At 69.6% G+C, this 13,051-nt stretch carries 12 protein-coding genes; 4 read left to right on the plus strand and 8 right to left on the minus strand.

The window, feature by feature from the left end:
• Positions 1–35: 35 nt before the first annotated feature.
• The gene (locus tag AB6A69_RS08815; RefSeq protein WP_371060494.1) at positions 36–797 is read right to left on the minus strand and encodes an NAD kinase; all 762 of its coding nucleotides are present in this window, start codon (positions 795–797) and stop codon (positions 36–38) included.
• A 164-nt stretch (positions 798–961) separates the two neighbouring features.
• On the opposite strand from AB6A69_RS08815, the gene glyA reads away from it, so the two are divergent.
• Positions 962–2,257, plus strand: coding sequence for a serine hydroxymethyltransferase (glyA, locus tag AB6A69_RS08820; protein WP_371037521.1), 1,296 nt, complete (start codon positions 962–964; stop codon positions 2,255–2,257).
• Between the two features lie 51 nt (positions 2,258–2,308).
• Here glyA and AB6A69_RS08825 read toward each other — a convergent pair whose 3' ends face one another.
• The gene (locus tag AB6A69_RS08825) at positions 2,309–2,677 is read right to left on the minus strand and encodes a hypothetical protein (RefSeq protein WP_371037522.1); all 369 of its coding nucleotides are present in this window, start codon (positions 2,675–2,677) and stop codon (positions 2,309–2,311) included.
• An 82-nt stretch (positions 2,678–2,759) separates the two neighbouring features.
• Here AB6A69_RS08825 and AB6A69_RS08830 point away from each other — a divergent pair, with 82 nt between their 5' ends.
• Positions 2,760–3,521 (plus strand): alpha/beta fold hydrolase, encoded by a 762-nt coding sequence (locus AB6A69_RS08830; RefSeq protein WP_371060495.1) that lies wholly within the window; start codon positions 2,760–2,762, stop codon positions 3,519–3,521.
• Positions 3,522–3,651: 130 nt separating this feature from the next.
• Here the strand turns inward: AB6A69_RS08830 and AB6A69_RS08835 are convergent, their stop codons facing one another.
• The gene (locus AB6A69_RS08835; protein WP_371055115.1) at positions 3,652–4,602 is read right to left on the minus strand and encodes a LysR family transcriptional regulator; all 951 of its coding nucleotides are present in this window, start codon (positions 4,600–4,602) and stop codon (positions 3,652–3,654) included.
• Between the two features lie 86 nt (positions 4,603–4,688).
• Here AB6A69_RS08835 and hisD point away from each other — a divergent pair, with 86 nt between their 5' ends.
• Positions 4,689–5,996: a histidinol dehydrogenase gene (gene hisD, locus AB6A69_RS08840; protein WP_371060496.1), complete on the plus strand. Its 1,308-nt coding sequence runs from the start codon at positions 4,689–4,691 to the stop codon at positions 5,994–5,996.
• Positions 5,997–6,120: 124 nt separating this feature from the next.
• On the opposite strand, the gene AB6A69_RS08845 is transcribed toward hisD, so the two are convergent.
• Positions 6,121–6,438: a hypothetical protein gene (locus AB6A69_RS08845; RefSeq protein WP_371037526.1), complete on the minus strand. Its 318-nt coding sequence runs from the start codon at positions 6,436–6,438 to the stop codon at positions 6,121–6,123.
• A 183-nt stretch (positions 6,439–6,621) separates the two neighbouring features.
• Between AB6A69_RS08845 and AB6A69_RS08850 the strand changes: the two genes are divergently transcribed.
• Entirely contained in the window at positions 6,622–7,353 is a 732-nt protein-coding gene (locus AB6A69_RS08850; protein ID WP_371060497.1) for a DUF1194 domain-containing protein, read from the plus strand.
• Positions 7,354–7,415: 62 nt separating this feature from the next.
• Here AB6A69_RS08850 and AB6A69_RS08855 read toward each other — a convergent pair whose 3' ends face one another.
• Genes AB6A69_RS08855 through AB6A69_RS08870 form a run of 4 tightly spaced genes read right to left on the minus strand, consistent with a single transcriptional unit; the run spans position 7,416 to position 12,947 of the window.
• On the minus strand, positions 7,416–9,476 hold the full coding sequence (locus tag AB6A69_RS08855; protein ID WP_371060498.1) for a dipeptide ABC transporter ATP-binding protein: 2,061 nt from the start codon (positions 9,474–9,476) through the stop codon (positions 7,416–7,418).
• A 1-nt stretch (position 9,477) separates the two neighbouring features.
• The gene (locus tag AB6A69_RS08860) at positions 9,478–10,416 is read right to left on the minus strand and encodes an ABC transporter permease (protein WP_371060499.1); all 939 of its coding nucleotides are present in this window, start codon (positions 10,414–10,416) and stop codon (positions 9,478–9,480) included.
• On the minus strand, positions 10,403–11,344 hold the full coding sequence (locus AB6A69_RS08865; RefSeq protein ID WP_371037530.1) for an ABC transporter permease: 942 nt from the start codon (positions 11,342–11,344) through the stop codon (positions 10,403–10,405). The genes AB6A69_RS08860 and AB6A69_RS08865 overlap by 14 nt, the downstream gene beginning before the upstream one ends.
• A gap of 58 nt (positions 11,345–11,402) precedes the next feature.
• Positions 11,403–12,947: an ABC transporter substrate-binding protein gene (locus AB6A69_RS08870; RefSeq protein WP_371060500.1), complete on the minus strand. Its 1,545-nt coding sequence runs from the start codon at positions 12,945–12,947 to the stop codon at positions 11,403–11,405.
• Between the last annotated feature and the right edge of the window lie 104 nt (positions 12,948–13,051).

The following is a 13,051-nucleotide window of genomic DNA, read 5'->3' on the forward strand; positions in this document are numbered from 1 at the left end:
CGCGAGGATCCTTCGATCGAAGGATCCTCGCGCCGTCAGACGAACTGTTCCTGGATCAGGCGTTCCTCGAGGCCGTGGCCCGGGTCGAAGAGCAGCCTGTGGTTGATCCCGGGCTCGGAGCGGATGTCCACCTGCACCACATCGTAGGCCGCGCGCGAGTCGGCATCGGCCATCACCGGGCGCTTGTCGTGCTCCAGAACGTCGAACCGCACCTCGGCGCGTTTCGGCAGCAACGCGCCGCGCCAGCGGCGCGGACGGAAGGGCGCGATCGCGGTCAGCGCCAGCACGTCGCATCCGATGGGCAGGATCGGGCCGTGAGCGGAGTAGTTGTAGGCGGTCGACCCCGCCGGCGTCGCCACGAGCGCCCCGTCGCAAACCAGCTCGGCCATCCTGAGCCGCCCGTCCACGGTGATTCGCAGCTTCGCGGCCTGCGGTCCCGCGCGCAGAAGCGACACCTCGTTGATCGCGAGCGCTTCCTGCACCGTCCCGTCGGCGCAGCGCGCGCGCATCGAGAGCGGATTGATCACCGTTTCCTCCGCCGCGGCGATGCGCTCGGCGAGCCTCTCTTCGCCGTACTCGTTCATGAGAAACCCGATCGTGCCGCGGTTCATTCCGTAGACCGGCGCGGCGAGATGCTGCGTGCGATGCAGCGTGCCCAGCATGAAACCGTCGCCCCCCAGCGCGACGATCACCTCCGCCTCGTCCTCGGGCGCATCCCCATAGCGTGCCGCAAGTCGCGCCCGCGCCGCCTGGGCGACCTCGATGTCCGACGCGGTGAAGGCGAGCTTCAGGGCCATTCGCGGATTCCCGATGATGGGCGTATGTTTCCGAGACAGAACACAGCTTTCCCCAAAGCGCCAGCAGTGCCGCGCCGATCCGACACATGGTCGCTTCCGGGGCTTTCGGCGACACTCCGTTTCCGATAGGAAAGCAAGCCATGCGCCACTGAGGAGGGACCGCCATGAACGCCCCGCACCGCGACTCCGGCTTCTTCGACGAAAGCCTCGCGTCCCGCGACCCCGAGCTTTTCGCCGCCGTGACCGGCGAGCTTTCCCGCCAGCGCGACGAGATCGAGCTCATCGCGTCCGAGAACATCGTCTCGGCGGCGGTGATGGAAGCGCAGGGGTCCGTACTCACCAACAAGTATGCGGAAGGCTATCCCGGCCGGCGCTACTACGGTGGGTGCCAGTGGGTCGACGTGGCCGAAAACCTCGCGATCGAACGCGCCTGCAAGCTGTTCGGGTGCGGCTTCGCGAATGTCCAGCCGAACTCGGGCAGCCAGGCCAACCAGGCGGTCAACCTTGCCCTGCTCCAGCCGGGCGACACCATCCTCGGCATGAGCCTCGATGCCGGCGGGCATCTGACCCATGGCGCCGCGCCCAACCAGTCGGGCAAGTGGTTCAACGCGGTGCAATACGGCGTGCGGCGCGAGGACAACCTGATCGACTACGAGCAGGTCGAGCGTCTCGCGCAGGAGCACAAGCCGAAGCTCATCATCGCCGGCGGCTCGGCGATCCCGCGCCAGATCGACTTCGCCCGGTTCCGCGCGATCGCCGACGCGGTGGGCGCGTATCTTCACGTCGACATGGCGCATTTCGCCGGTCTCGTGGCCGCGGGCGAGCATCCCTCGCCCTTCCCGCACGCCCATGTCGCGACGACGACCACCCACAAGACGCTGCGCGGACCGCGGGGCGGCATGATCCTCACCGACGACGAGGCGCTCGCGAAGAAATTCAACTCGGCCGTCTTCCCCGGCCTTCAGGGAGGCCCGCTGATGCATGTCATCGCCGCCAAGGCCGTGGCCTTCGGCGAGGCGCTGCGCCCCGAGTTCAAGACCTACACCAGAAACGTGGTGAAGAACGCGCAGGCGCTCTCCGATCAGCTCATCAAGGGCGGGCTCGACACCGTGACGCATGGCACGGACACCCATGTCGTGCTCGTCGACCTGCGCCCGAAAGGCGTGAAGGGCAACGCCACGGAGAAGGCCCTGGGACGCGCGCACATCACCTGCAACAAGAACGGCGTGCCGTTCGATCCCGAAAAGCCCGCGGTGACGAGCGGTATCCGCCTCGGCACGCCCGCCGGCACCACCCGCGGCTTCGGCGAGTCCGAGTTCCGGCAGATCGCGGACTGGATCATCGAGGTCGTGGACGGGCTCGCCGCCAATGGCGAGGACGCGAACGGCGAGGTCGAGGCCAAGGTCAAGGCCGAAGTCGCGGAAGTCTGCGCGCGTTTCCCGATCTATCCCGGGATTTGAGACATCGCGCGGCGGCGCCCTGCCCGGGGTGCCGCCACGGCGCGGCCCGCCTCAGCGCAGCCAGCGCAGCGCCAGTGCGAGAAGCAGCGCGAAGAGCGCCAGGTTGAAGATCAGCGTCGCGGCGACGTCCAGCAACATGCCGATACGCCGATCATTCGGGTTCACCCGCTCCAGGTGAGCGACGGCCTCGGCGTAGGCGCGCTCCAGCGCGGCGTCGTCGATCTGGCGGACCAGCCGGGGATGGCCGGCCGCCTCGGCGGCGCGCGCGACGCGCGCAAGCTGCGCGTGGACGCCCGCGGGCAGCCGCCGCCGGGCCCGCGCGACACGCCGCGAGAGCGGGCCATCGGTCAGCCCGAGCTTCTCGCCCAGCAGCGCCTCGAGCCGCGCCGTCTTCGCCGCGATGTCCGCGTGATCCGCCATCCCGCCCCCCCGGTTCCGGCCGCCGACCCTAGCCATCCGCCGGCCTCTGGCCAAGCCCCGCGCACACCGCTACCAAGGTGCCATGCTCGCCACCCAGCTTCATGGCACACCCGGCGATGCCCCGCCGGTTCTGATCGCCCACGGCCTCTTCGGCTCGGGGCGGAACTGGGGCGCGATCGCGAAGCGCCTGTCCGACCGCGGGCAGGTGATCACGGTGGACATGCGCAATCACGGGCAAAGCCCCTGGACCGAGCGCCATGACTACCCCGGCATGGCCCTCGACCTTGCCGAGGTGATCGAAGCCCGGGGCGGTCCCGCCGATGTCGCGGGCCACTCCATGGGCGGCAAGGCGGCGATGGTCCTCGCGCTCACCCAACCCGCCCTCGTCCGCAGGCTCGTCGTGGCCGACATCGCGCCGGTGCCCTACCACCACAGCCAGGCCCACAACATCGCCGCGATGCGCGCGGTGGACATGTCGCGGGTCGACAGGCGCACCGACGCGGCCGAACAGCTTGCCCCGCGTCTGGACGACCCGCGGCTCGTGTCCTTCTTCACGCAGGCGCTCGACGTGGCTGGCAGGCGCTGGCGCCTCAATCTCGACGTGCTGGACCGCGACATGGATCTGATCCTTGGCTTTCCCGAGGATGTGGCCGGGCGCTTCGAGGGGCCGGCGCTCTTCCTCTCGGGCGGGGAGAGCGACTATGTCCGCCCCGAGCACCGCGACAGGATCAAGGCGCTCTTCCCCGCCGCGCGTTTCGCGAGGATTCCCGGCGCCGGACACTGGCTTCACGCCGAGAAGCCGCGGGAGTTCGAGGCCGCGATCCGCGCTTTTCTCGACGCCTGATCCACCTGCATAGTTTCGGATTTCCGAAAACTCGCCATCTTTGTTCATGAAGCTTGGCGACGAAGGCTTGCCAGCGGCCGCGCACACGGGACTCTACGGGCGACTATCCCGAAGGAAAGCCATGCGTCCGTCAGTCGAGCACCCGCAACTCGCCCTCCAGCCAGGGCAACTGCGCCAGCGCAGGGTCGATCATCTGCGCCTGAAGAAGCTCGCGCACCGTCCGCGCGATGTCGCGCGGGACCCGGTCGGCCCAGTCCGCGCTCGCGAAAAGGGAGATGGTGCGCGCAAACGGCGCGAAGGGCAGCGGGTGCGCCGCGATCCGGTCGTGATAGCGCGCCGCGCGCATGTAGCCCAGCGGCGTCGTCAGCGCCCAGCCTACCCCGCGTGCCACCAGCACCATCAGCGCCTGGTGCGCGCCGAGCTCGAAGCGCTCCGGAAACTCGGCCTTGTGGCGCTTCAGATGCGTTTCGATCATGCGCCCGATCAACTGGTCGCGGTCGTAGCGCAGAAGCGGCAGCCGATCGAGCGCGGCCGCACCCTCGTTCGGCCCGCGCGGCGTGACGAGGATGAAGGGGTCGCGCGCCAGCGGGTATTCCAGAACGCCCTCGATCGAGTCGCCTGCGCTCGCCGCGACGGCGAGGTTGAGCCGCCGCGCCTTCAGGTCGGCGCTTATCTCGTGGCTCGGCGCCGTGATCAGGCGAAAGCGGCAGCGCGTCATGCTTTCGGCCAAAAGCGTCACGAGGCGCGGCGTGATGTCGTTGTCGAAATCGTCGATCATGCCCAGCGTCAGCGTGGAAAGATGCGCGAGATCCATCACCGTCAGCTCGGACTGGGCCAGGCGAAGCTGGCTGAGCACCTCGCGGGTCCGCGCCAGAAAGCTTCGCCCCGCCGGGGTCAGCTGCATCGGCCTGCGGGCATGATCCAGCAACTCCACGCCCAGCGCCGCCTCGAGGTTCTTCATCTGCTGCGAAACGGCGGGCTGGCTGAGGCCGGTCAGCGCCGATGCCCGGGCGACCGAGCCCGACGCGGCCAGCGCCTCGAACACCTCCAGACCCCGCAGGGTCACCCCCTTCGTCACCATGGTCCGCCTCCGGGCGCGCGCCGCGCCACATTCGCCTTTAGTGAAACTCGGCCTTTCGGCCGTCAACCCCGGAGGAGCGTCGCCCGATGCCACCTGTCGCCCTGAAACCCGCCCCGGGCCTTGCGCCTGATGCCGCCGCAGACGTCGCCGACACGGTGCGGACCATGCTCGCCCGTATCCGCGCGGGCGGCGAGGAGGCGGTCCGCGACTACGCGCGCAGGCTCGACGGCTGGGAAAACGAGATCGTGGTGCCGCCCGAGGCGGCGGCGGAAGCGGGCGCGCGGCTGCACCCCGACCTGCGGGACGCGATCGCCTATGCGCACGCGAACATCCGCGCCTTCGCCGAGGCGCAACGAGCCTCGATCACGGAATTCGAGACCGAACTGCGGCCCGGCCTCGTCGCCGGGCAACGGCTGATCCCGCTTGCCGCGGCGGGCGCCTATGTGCCGGGCGGCCGTTATGCGCACATCGCCTCGGCGCTGATGACGATCACCACGGCCAAGGCCGCGGGCGTGGCCCATGTCACGGCCGCCTCGCCGCCGCGCGGCGACGGGATCCCCGACGCGGTGCTTCACGCCATGCACCTGGCCGGCGCGGACCGGATCCTTGCGCTCGGCGGCGTGCAGGCCGTGGCGGCGATGGCCGAAGGGCTTTTCGGCGCGCGTCCGGCGGACATCCTCGTGGGTCCGGGGAACGCCTTCGTGGCCGAGGCGAAGCGGCAGCTCTTCGGACCTGTCGGGATCGACATGGTCGCCGGACCGACCGATTCGATGGTCATCGCCGACGCCACCGCCGATCCGCACACCGTCGCCTGGGACCTCATAAGCCAGGCCGAGCACGGCGCGACATCGCCCGTCTGGCTTGTCACCGACCACCGCCCGCTGGCGGAGGCGGTGATGCGGCTGTTACCCGACTGCGTCGCCACGTTGCCCGAGCTGAACCGGGCCGCCGCGGCCGCGGCATGGGACGCGATGGGCGAGGTGATCCTGTGCGACACCCGCGAGGACATGGCCGCGACCGCCGATGCCCACGCGCCCGAACACCTGCATGTCCAGGCCGTGGACCTGCCCTGGTGGCGCGCGCGTCTTTCGGCCTACGGCTCGCTTTTCCTGGGCGCCGATACCACCGTGGCCTTCGGCGACAAGGCGGCGGGCCCCAACCACGTGCTGCCTACCGGGCGCGCCGCCCGCCACACCGGCGGCCTTTCAGCCCACAAGTTCCTCAAGGTGGTGACATGGCAGCGCGCCACCAGCGAAGCGTTGCCCGAGCTCGTCCGCGCCACAACCGCGGTTTCGCGGGGCGAGGGCATGGAGGCCCACGCCCGCGCCGCCGAAATCCGGCTGGACACGGGCGCTCGCGTGATCGACCTCGCGCGGGAAGGGCAGGTGACCTGAGGCGTCGCCGCCTTGCGGTCGCGGCCATGCTATCATGCACGGGCGCCCGGGCCGCCCTGCGCGCCGGCCGTGGCGGGGCGCCCGCGCGGCGGACTGCCAACGCCTCGCCCCGCGATGCGGATCCTCAGCGGTAGGCCGAGCAGACCTGCTCCACCCGGTCGCCGAAGGCCCTGTACTCCTGCCAGAAACGTTTGTCTCGCTGGCTTCGCGAGGTCCGGATTTCCTGCGCGCTGTGCGGGTCGCGAAAGAAGCGCGCCGCCTTGCGCTGGTCGCCGCGCTTCAGCATCCCGTCCGCCACGGCCTGGATGCACCCGCACATGGAGCGCGTCGCGCCGGGACGGTCCGATTGCAGGCACCCGCGCTGAAGCGGACCCGCAGCGGTGGAGGTCACGCCCGAAACCATGAGTAACGCCGCGCAAGCGGCGACACCGATCTTTTTCATCTGCCTCTTCGCCTCATGCTGCACGGGGCGCCGGAAGCGCCCTCTTTTTGTGGCGACATAATGCGCAGGTGCGTCCGGAATTTCAACGCGGGATCACGCCGCCGGCCCGTGCGCGGCAGCGATGTCTTGACGCAGGGGCAAGCTGCAGCACCTTTCAAGGGGCAACCCGAAGCGGAGGCCCCCATGCGCCACTTCCTTTCCGGCTGGCTCGCCGCCGCCGCCCTCGCTGTCGCCGCGCCCGCCGCCGCGCAGGAGGTGGACCTCGAGCTCGTGCTGCTGGCCGATGCCTCGGGGTCCATCGACCGCGATGAAATCCTGTTTCAACGCCGGGGCTACGCCCAGGCGATCGTCGATCCCGCCGTGCTGCGCGCCATCGCCGAGACCGCCTATGGCAGCATCGCGGTCACCTATGTGGAGTGGGCCGCCGCGGACAGCCAGGGCGTCGTGGTGCCCTGGACGGTGATCGCCGGCGCAGAGAGCGCCGCGCGCTTCGCCGAGGCGCTGATGGAGCCGCCGCGCATGGCCTACGGCCGCAACGCGATCGGCTCGGCGCTTCTCGCCGGCAAGCGGCTGATCGAGGAGAACGATATCGACGGCTGGCGCAAGGTGATCGACTTTTCCGGCGACAGCGCCAACAACTACTCCGGTCCGCCCATCTCCGCCGCGCGGGAGGAGGTGCTGGCCGCGGGCATGACCATCAATGCGCTCGCGATCCGCTGCCGCTTCTGCTCGGGGAGAGCGGGGGGCGGCGCCGACCTCGAACGGCTCTACGAGGACAGGATCATCGGCGGGCCCGGCGCGTTCGTGGTGACGGCGGACGGCATGGACAGCTTCGCCGACGCGGTGCGCCGCAAGCTGATCCTCGAGATTTCCGGCCCCTCGGGCCGCCACGGCCCCGCCATCGCCGCGCGCTGAGCAGCGCGGGACCGCGCCCCCGGCACAGCCGCGTCGCGACCGTCCATCCGGGGCCGTCGCTGCTATCTCAGGGGGAAATGGCAGGCGTGAACGCGGCCGTCTTCCTGGACGCGGTGCCGGGGCTTTTCAATGCGGCAGCGCTCTTGCGCGTAGGGACAGCGGCCCACGAAATCGCATCCCGCGGGGCGGTTCACGAGGCTCGGCACCTCGCCCGAGATCGAGACATGCGTTCGCCGCCGGTCCGGATCGGGCTGGGGCACGCCGCGCACCAGCGCCTCGGTATAGGGGTGGGCGGGCTCGGCGAAGATCGCCTCGGCGTCGCCCTGCTCCACGATGCGTCCCAGATACATGATCGCCAGCCGGTCCGAGATGTGGCGCACCACGGGCAGGTTGTGGGTGATCACGAGGTAACCCAGCCCGTGCTCGGCCTGAAGCTCGGCCATGAGGTTCAGGATCTCGCCCTGCACCGAGACGTCGAGCCCCGCGGTCGGCTCGTCGGCGATGATCAGCCGCGGGTTGAGCGCGAGCGCGCGGGCCACGCCGACGCGCCGGGCCTGCCCGCCCGACAACTCGTGCGGGTAGCGCGACAGGAACGCCTTGGGCAGGCGCACGAGCCCCGCGAGGCGCTCGGCCTCGGCGTCGAGATCGGCGTCGATCCCGTGGATCTGCAACGGCTCGGTGATGAGCGCGCGCACCGATTTCCGCGGCGAGAGCGAGCCCACCGGGTCCTGGAACATCATCGCCATGTCGCGGCGCAACGGCTTGAACCGGCCCTCGCGCATGGTGCGGATCTCCTCGCCGCCGAAGCGGACGCTGCCGCCCTGCGAGGCGACGAGATGGAGCACCGCCCTGCCCAGCGTCGTCTTGCCCGAACCGCTTTCGCCGACGAGGCCCACGGTCTCGCCCTCGCGCACCGAAAGCGAGACGTCGAGCACGGCATCGACGAAGGGATCCTTCACGCCCTTCAGACGCGCGCTCAGCGATCCCATGGTGGGAAAGCGCACGTTGAGGTCCTCGACCTCGAGCACCGGCGCGGTGCCCGCGTCGGGCGAGGCGCGGCGCGCGCCGCCCCCCTCGCCCGCGCGGACGGTGGCGACGTCGGCGGGCGGCGGCCACGCGGCATCGGCGTGCGGTCCGGCGACGAGGTGACAGCGGGCGATGCCCCCCGCGGGCGTGGCGTGATCGGGCGGCGTCTCGGCCCGGCAGACCTCCATCGCGCGGGGGCAGCGGTCGGCGAAGATGCAGCCGCCAAGCGGGCGCGTCAGGTCCGGAATGTCGCCGGGAATCACCGGCAGCCGGCGGCTGCGCTCGGCGATGCGCGCCGGATCGCACTCCAGCAGCGCACGGGTGTATGGGTGCTGCGGGGCATGGAAGATGCTGCGCACATCGCCGGTTTCCACCACCTCGCCGGCATACATGACGACCACCTGGTCGCAGAGCTCGGCGATCAACCCGAGGTTGTGCGAAACGACCACGACCGTCGCATCGAATTCGGTCTGAAGCTCCTGGAGCAGATGGATGATCTGCGCCTCCATCGTCACGTCGAGCGCGGTGGTGGGCTCGTCCGCGAGCAGCAGGTTCGGTTCGGTCAGCAGCGCCATCGCGATGCCTGCCCGCTGCCGCATCCCGCCGGAGAACTGGTGCGGATACTGATCGACGCGCTCGCCCGGGTCGGGGATGCCGACCTTTTCCAGCATCGCGATGCCGCGTCGGCGCTTTTCCGCGGCCGACATGCCCCGCCGGCGATAGAGGATGTCGCGCATCTGCCGGGCATAGCTCAGCACCGGGATCTGGCTCGTCATCGGATCCTGGAAGACGACGGAGATCTCCTCGCCGCGGGCGGCCCGCATCGCCTCTTCGGAAAGGCGCAGCATGTCGCGCTCGCCGAAGAGGATCTGCCCGGAGGTCACCTCCGCGTTGCCGGCCAGAAGCCCGAGGATCGACCAGAGCACCGTGCTCTTGCCCGATCCGCTTTCCCCGACCACGCCCACGAATTTCCCGCGCGGCACCGCGAAACTGACGTCGCGCAGCGCCTTCACCCGCCCGCGCGGCGTGCGGAAATCCACCGAAAGGTTGCGGATGTCGAGCAGCGTGGCCTCGTCGCCGGTCGTGTCTTTCGCCATGTCAGCGCCCCTTGCCCATGCGCGGATCGAAGATGTCGCGCAGCGCCTCGCCCAGGAAGGTGAAGCCGAGCGTCGTCAGGATCAGCGGGACGCCCCCCGCGATCACCATCCAGGGCGTGTCGCGGATCACCAGGTAGCCCTCGTTCAGGATCGTGCCCCAGCTCGCCGTCGGCGGCAGCACGCCGAGCCCCAGGAACGACAGCCCCGCCTCGACGGTGACGACCACGGGCACCTCCATCGCCGCGAGGATCAGAAGCGGGCCGACGACGTTGGGCATGACGTGCTGGAACAGGATGCGCGGCGTCGAGGCGCCCAGGGAGCGTTCGGCGATGATGAAATCGGCGGATTTCAACGACAGCGTGGCGGTGCGCGCGACGCGGGCGTATTGCGGGATGGAGGTGATGATGACGATGGCCAGCACCAGTTCCAGGCTCGGGCCGGTCAGCGCGACCGTGGCGAGCGCGAGGATGATCGTCGGGAAGGCCCGGACGGTGTCGAAGAGCAGAAGCAGAAGATTGTCCAGCCAGCGCGGGCCGAAACCCGCCATCATGCCCAGGATCAGCCCCACGACCAGCGAGACCGACACGCCGATCGCGGCGATCTTCAGCGCGACGCGCCCGCCGTAAAGGATGCGCGAGAAGGTATCGCGGCCAAGCTGGTCGGTGCCTGCCCAGTGCTCGGCCGTGGGGCCGGAAAGGCGGGCCGGAATGTTCAGCGCGTTCGGATCGTAGGGCGCGAGCCACGGCGCGAAGATCGCCGAGGCGAAGAAGACCAGCACCAGTACGAGGCCCGTCATGCCCTGCCAGCTGGTCAGGAACATGCGCAGCTTCTCGCGCCGCTCGCGGGCGGCGGATTCGCGCATGGTATCTTCCAGCGCGTCCTCGGGAAGGCGGCTGGCGTCCACGGGCGGCAGCCCGGTTTCCATTTCAGAGCGTTTCACGGACACGGGGATCCAGCCAGGCAACGATGAGATCGGACAGCAGGACGACGACGATGTAGAGCGCGGTCGCGACCAGCACGCCGCCCTGCACGATGGGGAAGTTCCGCGCCATGACGGCGTCGAAGATGAGCTTGCCGAGGCCCGGGCGCGCGAAGATGATCTCGGCGAAGACGGTCGACGAGATCAGCCCGCCGAAGCCCATGCCGATCAGGGTCACCGTGGGCAGGATCGCCACGCGCAGCGCGTAGCCGAACACCACCCGGCGCGGGCGCAGGCCGAAGGCGCGGGCGGACCGGATGTAGGTCTCGCCCATGACCTCGAGCATCGAGGCGCGCACCATCCGCGCGAGATAGCCGACCCAGCTGAGCCCGATGGCGAAGGCGGGCAGGACGAGATGGCGGAGCTGGTCGCCCAGATCGCCGGGTTCGCCCGCGCCGATCGCGGGCAGCCAGCCCAGCCCCACCGCGAAGATCAGAAGCGCCCAGATCGACACCAGGAAAGAGGGCACCGCGATGGTCCCGACGGAGAGAAGCCCCGTGACCCGGTCGAGCGCCGTGTTGGGCCGCACCGCCGCCAGGCAGCCCAGCGGAACGCCCAGCAGCACGGCCCAGCCGAGACCGGCGCACACCAGCGCGAGCGTGAAGCCCAGGCGCTCGCCGATGATCGTGGCCACCGGTCGGTCGGAAAAGACATCCACGCCCAGATCCCCCGTCAGCGCGTTGCCGACATAGATCAGGAATTGCGTCCAGACGGGCTCGTCCAGGTGCATCTTCGCGGCGTAGCGGGCGATCGCCTCGGGCGTCGCGCGCGGGCCCAGCGCGATCGTCGCCGGATCGCCGGGTATGAGATGCAGAAGCGAGAACAGCACCGCGACCACGAGAAGGATCACCGCGGCGGACAGGCCCAGCCGTTTCGTCAGGTAGATCATCTTGCGCCCAGGGCTTCGGGCGCCGCCCCGGCATCGCGTCCCGGGGCGGCGCGGTGTGTCACGCCCGCACGAAGCGGCGGTAGTCCAGTTCCCCCGTGGGCGCCGCGCTCACCACGACGTCGCTGGAATGCACGAAGGCCTCGGGCTCGTGGTTGATCCAGACATAGGCACCTGTTTCCTCCATGATGTCCTGCATCCGCAGGTAGATCTCCTCGCGCCGGGCCGGATCGGTCTCGCGCGTGCCCTCGGCATAGAGGCGGTCATATTCCTCGGAGGTCCAGCGCTCCCAGTTCCAGACGCCGACCTGGTCAGAGGTGAACCACTGGGTCGCCTCGTAGGGGTCGGGCGTCGTGCCGAACCGCATCAGCCAAAGTTCCAGGTCCTGCCAGGTGTCGCCCTTGCTTTCCTGGCCCATCTCCCAGAACGGGCCGGAGTCGAGCGGCAGCACCTTCACCGTGATGCCGATGCCGGCGAGGTTGGCCTGGATGATCTGGGCGGCCAGCATCCGCTCCTGCGTGTTGAGCGTGCGCAGCGTCAGTTCCAGCCCGGCGATCCCGGCCTCGGCCAGAAGGTCACGCGCCTTCTCGGGATCGTACTGGTAGTATTTGGTCGCTTCGCGCTTGCCGAGCAGGCCGGGGCAGACGATGCCGTAGGATTTCTCGGTGGTGCCGGAATAGGCGCCTTGCAGGATCGAGTCCACGTCGACCGCGTGCTGGATCGCGCGCCGCACGGTCAGGTCCGCGAGCTTGGGGTTCTGGGTGTTCATGCCGAGCCACATGTATTGCAACTCGCCCCCCACGGTGATCTCGGCGCCGTCGGGCATGTTCGCGCTGTAGCGCGCGAGCGTGTCGGCCGCGACCTCCGTGCAATGCAGCTCCCCGGCCTCGAAGGCCAGTTCCGCCGCCTTCACCTGGCCGATGATCGGGCATTCGACCCGCTCGAAGGCCGGCTTGGGCCCGGTCCAGTCCGGGTTCGGCGTGTACAGCGCGCGCTGCCCGGGCGTGAGGTCCAGCTTGTAGGGCCCGCAGATCGCCGGGAACTCCGTCGTGAAGCGTTCGCCCACATCCTTCATGGCCTTTTCTGACAGCACCGCCCCGGGGCCGTGGCAGAGCGTGACCATGATGAAGGGCGCGAAGGGCTCCTTCAGCACGATGGTGCCCGACCGCTCGTCAGTGACGTCGACGCGGTCGAGCGCCTCGAAATAGCCCGACCAGTCGCTCGAGGTCATCCGCTCATAGGAATACTTCACGTCCGCCGCCGTCACCGGCCCGTAGCCGCCGGACCAGACCAGCCCGTCGCGCAGGGTGAAATCGATGTGGGTGGCGTCGCGCTGTTCCAGCTTGTCGACGAAATAGGTCGGCTCCCAGGTGACGGTGTCGCCCTCGCGCTTGTACTGGGCGAGGAAGGGCAGACACTGCTTCTGCGCCTCGATCTCGATGCCGCCGGTCATGAAGCCCGGGTCGAGCACGTCGAGATCGCCGTCGATCCGCAACCGCAGCGTGCCCGAGGATTGCGCCGCCGCCTTGAACGGCAGCACCGCCGCGGCACCCGCGGCCGCCGTCGAGGCGAGGAACCCGCGTCTTGTCTGGGTGAAACGTGTCATTGGAAGTCCTCCCGTATTTGTTTTCAGGTTCAACAGGCAAAAATGGATCCGCCACGCGATCCGTGGCCCGCCGCGAGGCGGTCATGCGTCGTGCCTGCGCGCTT

The organism is Rhodosalinus sp. 5P4 (genome assembly GCF_041365695.1).
Taxonomy (GTDB): Bacteria; Pseudomonadota; Alphaproteobacteria; order Rhodobacterales; family Rhodobacteraceae; genus Rhodosalinus.

Excerpts from the sequence above, each read along its gene's own strand:
- AB6A69_RS08825 (WP_371037522.1), bottom strand. The coding sequence starts at position 2,677 with ATGGCGGATCACGCGGACATCGCGGCGAAGACGGCGCGGCTCGAGGCG.
- AB6A69_RS08855 (WP_371060498.1), bottom strand. The coding sequence starts at position 9,476 with ATGGCGAAAGACACGACCGGCGACGAGGCCACGCTGCTCGACATCCGC.
- AB6A69_RS08830 (WP_371060495.1), top strand. The coding sequence starts at position 2,760 with ATGCTCGCCACCCAGCTTCATGGCACACCCGGCGATGCCCCGCCGGTT.
- glyA (WP_371037521.1), top strand. The coding sequence starts at position 962 with ATGAACGCCCCGCACCGCGACTCCGGCTTCTTCGACGAAAGCCTCGCG.
- AB6A69_RS08870 (WP_371060500.1), bottom strand. The coding sequence starts at position 12,947 with ATGACACGTTTCACCCAGACAAGACGCGGGTTCCTCGCCTCGACGGCG.
- AB6A69_RS08845 (WP_371037526.1), bottom strand. The coding sequence starts at position 6,438 with ATGAAAAAGATCGGTGTCGCCGCTTGCGCGGCGTTACTCATGGTTTCG.
- AB6A69_RS08850 (WP_371060497.1), top strand. The coding sequence starts at position 6,622 with ATGCGCCACTTCCTTTCCGGCTGGCTCGCCGCCGCCGCCCTCGCTGTC.
- AB6A69_RS08865 (WP_371037530.1), bottom strand. The coding sequence starts at position 11,344 with ATGATCTACCTGACGAAACGGCTGGGCCTGTCCGCCGCGGTGATCCTT.
- hisD (WP_371060496.1), top strand. The coding sequence starts at position 4,689 with ATGCCACCTGTCGCCCTGAAACCCGCCCCGGGCCTTGCGCCTGATGCC.
- AB6A69_RS08815 (WP_371060494.1), bottom strand. The coding sequence starts at position 797 with ATGGCCCTGAAGCTCGCCTTCACCGCGTCGGACATCGAGGTCGCCCAG.
- AB6A69_RS08835 (WP_371055115.1), bottom strand. The coding sequence starts at position 4,602 with ATGGTGACGAAGGGGGTGACCCTGCGGGGTCTGGAGGTGTTCGAGGCG.